The following is a 2,718-nucleotide window of genomic DNA, read 5'->3' as shown; positions in this document are numbered from 1 at the left end:
CGGCAGACCGTGCTCGGCCACAGCTACGGCTCGCTGGTGGTCGGCACCGCCGCCCGCGACCACGGGCTGAGCGCGGACGCGCTGGTCTTCGTCGACTCCCCGGGCGTCGGCGTCGACCGGGCGAGCGAGCTGCGTACGGCCCCGGGGCAGGTCTGGCCGGCCACCGCGCCGGACGACGTGATCCGGCTGGCCCGGCCGCCCGAGGAGCTGGCCCGGCGGGCGGCGCTGGCCGGGACGCCGCTCGGCCCGCTCGCCAACGTGCTCGGCGGCCACCAGCTGTGGTTCGGCCACGATCCCGCCGACCCGGGCTTCGGCGGCCGGCGCTTCCCCAGCGGCCGGTACGGCCACGCCGGCTACTGGGACCCCGGCAACCCGGCGCTGGACGGCATGGCCCGGATCGTGCTCGGCGGGTGAGCCGCCCGAGGTCCCTCCACCACATCGGCGGCGGGGCCTCGGGCGGGGCGACTACTCGACGGTGACCGACTTGGCCAGGTTGCGCGGCTGGTCGACGTCGTGCCCGCGGGCGGCGGCGATCTCGGCCGCGAGCACCTGGAGCGGCACCGTGGTCACCAGCGGCGCCAGCAGGGTCGGCGTCCGCGGCACGTAGATGAGGTGGTCGGCGTAGCGGACCACCGCCTCGTCGCCCTCCTCGGCGATCACGATGGTGCGGGCGCCCCGGGCGCGCACCTCCTGGATGTTGGAGACCACCTTGTCGTGCAGCATGCCGCGGCCGGCCGGCGACGGCACGATGCAGACCACCGGGGTGCCCTTGTCGATCAGCGAGATCGGGCCGTGCTTCAGCTCGCCGGCGGCGAAGCCCTCGGCGTGCATGTACGCCAGCTCCTTGAGCTTGAGTGCGCCTTCCAGCGCCACCGGGTAGCCCACGTGCCGGCCGATGAACAGCACCGTCGGCTCGGACTTCAGCTCACGGCCCAGCTCGCGGACCGGCTCGATCCGGTCCAGCAACTCGCGCAGCTTGCCGGGCATCTCCTGGAGCTGGGCCACCACCGCGCCGACCTCGTCGGCGAACTTGATCCCGCGCACCTGGGCCAGGTGCAGCCCGATCAGGTAACACGCGACGACCTGGGTGAGGAACGCCTTGGTGGAGGCGACCGCGATCTCCGGCCCGCCGTGCGTGTACAGCACCGCGTCGGACTCGCGCGGGATGGTGGAGCCGTTGGTGTTGCAGATGGCCAGCACCCGGGCCTTCTGGTCCTTCGCGTGGCGCAGCGCCATCAGCGTGTCCATGGTCTCGCCGGACTGCGAGATCACCACGATCAGGGTGGACCGGTCCAGCACCGGGTCGCGGTAGCGGAACTCGCTGGCCAGCTCCACCTCGCAGGGGATGCGGGTCCAGTGCTCGATGGCGTACTTGGCGACCAGGCCGGCGTGGTAGGAGGTGCCGCAGGCCACGATGAAAATCTTGTCGACGTCGCGCAGGTCCTGCTCGCTGAGGCGGACCTCGTCGAGGGCGATCTCGCCGGTCTCGGTGAGCCGGCCGAGCAGCGTGTCGGCGATGGCCTGCGGCTGCTCCTCGATCTCCTTGAGCATGAACCAGTCGTAGCCACCCTTCTCGGCGGCCGACGAGTCCCAGTCGATGTGGAAGTCCTTGCCGGCGGCGGGTTGACCGGCGAAGTCGGTGATCTCGATGCTGTCCGGGGTGATCAGGACGATCTGGTCCTGGCCCAGCTCGACCGCGTCGCGGGTGTGCTCGATGAACGCGGCGACGTCGCTGGCCAGGTAGTTCTCCCCGTCCCCGCGCCCGACGACCAGGGGCGAGTTGCGCCGGGCGCCGACCACCGCGCCGGGGATGCCGGCGTCGACGGCGAGCAGCGTGAAGGCGCCCTCCAGCCGCTCGCAGACCACCCGCATGGCGGAGGAGAGCAGCTGGGGGCCGTCCACCTCGCCGGCCGAGCGCAGGTCCGCCAGGGCCCGGGCGATCAGGTGGGCGGCGCACTCGGTGTCGGTGTCGCTGGCGAACTCGACGCCGTCCGCCTCCAGCTCGGCCCGGAGCTTGGCGAAGTTCTCGATGATGCCGTTGTGGATCACGGCGACCCGGCCGTCGGGCGACAGGTGCGGGTGGGCGTTGCGGTCGGTGGGACCGCCGTGGGTGGCCCAGCGGGTGTGGCCGATGCCGGTGGTGCCGTCCCCGATGCCGATCGGGCTGGCGGCGCAGGAGTCGGGATCGGCGGCGGCCCGCTCGGCGAGAACCTTCTCCAGGTTGGCCAGCTTGCCGGCCTTCTTCTCGGTCAGCAGCTCGTCCTCGCAGACGACCGCCACGCCGGCCGAGTCGTAGCCGCGGTACTCCAGCCGCCGCAGTCCGTCGAGCACGATGCCGAGCGCCGGGCGGGCCCCGGCGTAACCCACGATTCCACACATGGTCCGCAGCCTAACCCAGTTTCGCTCATCATGCGTGCTCGAAAGACGGGTAAACGATCACTGAATTTGAGCGAACGCATCCACGCCAAGACTGGCCTCCGGCCCTTACATTGAGGGCCCAGGCCGGGGCGTACCTCCGATCCGGGACGTCCCATCCGTTTCCGCCGTCCCCTGCGAGTGAGCCGATGTCCGAGGCGACCCCACCCCCCGAGCCGACGCCCCCGGAGCCGCCCGCACCGTGGGCCCCGCCGGACCCGCTGGCCGCCCCGCAGCCCTGGGCCGCACCGGCGGCGTGGACGTCACCTCCGCTCGGCACCCAGCCCGTGTCTCCCCCTTCTC

2 protein-coding genes are annotated in these 2,718 nt (G+C 72.4%); one reads left to right on the top strand and one right to left on the bottom strand.

Features of this window, described 5'->3' with window-relative positions; genetic code table 11:
* Nucleotides 1-414: alpha/beta hydrolase (locus tag ACWEVO_RS34505; protein ID WP_452311607.1), on the top strand; the 414-nt coding region annotated here is incomplete at its 5' end.
* Nucleotides 415-465: 51 nt separating this feature from the next.
* Here ACWEVO_RS34505 and glmS read toward each other — a convergent pair.
* Nucleotides 466-2,379, bottom strand: coding sequence for a glutamine--fructose-6-phosphate transaminase (isomerizing) (gene glmS, locus ACWEVO_RS34500; RefSeq protein WP_452311606.1), 1,914 nt, complete (start codon nt 2,377-2,379; stop codon nt 466-468).
* Nucleotides 2,380-2,718: the final 339 nt, after the last annotated feature.

Source organism: Micromonospora sp. NPDC003776 (assembly GCF_053605645.1).
This window is presented reverse-complemented; position numbering and strand designations above follow the sequence as displayed.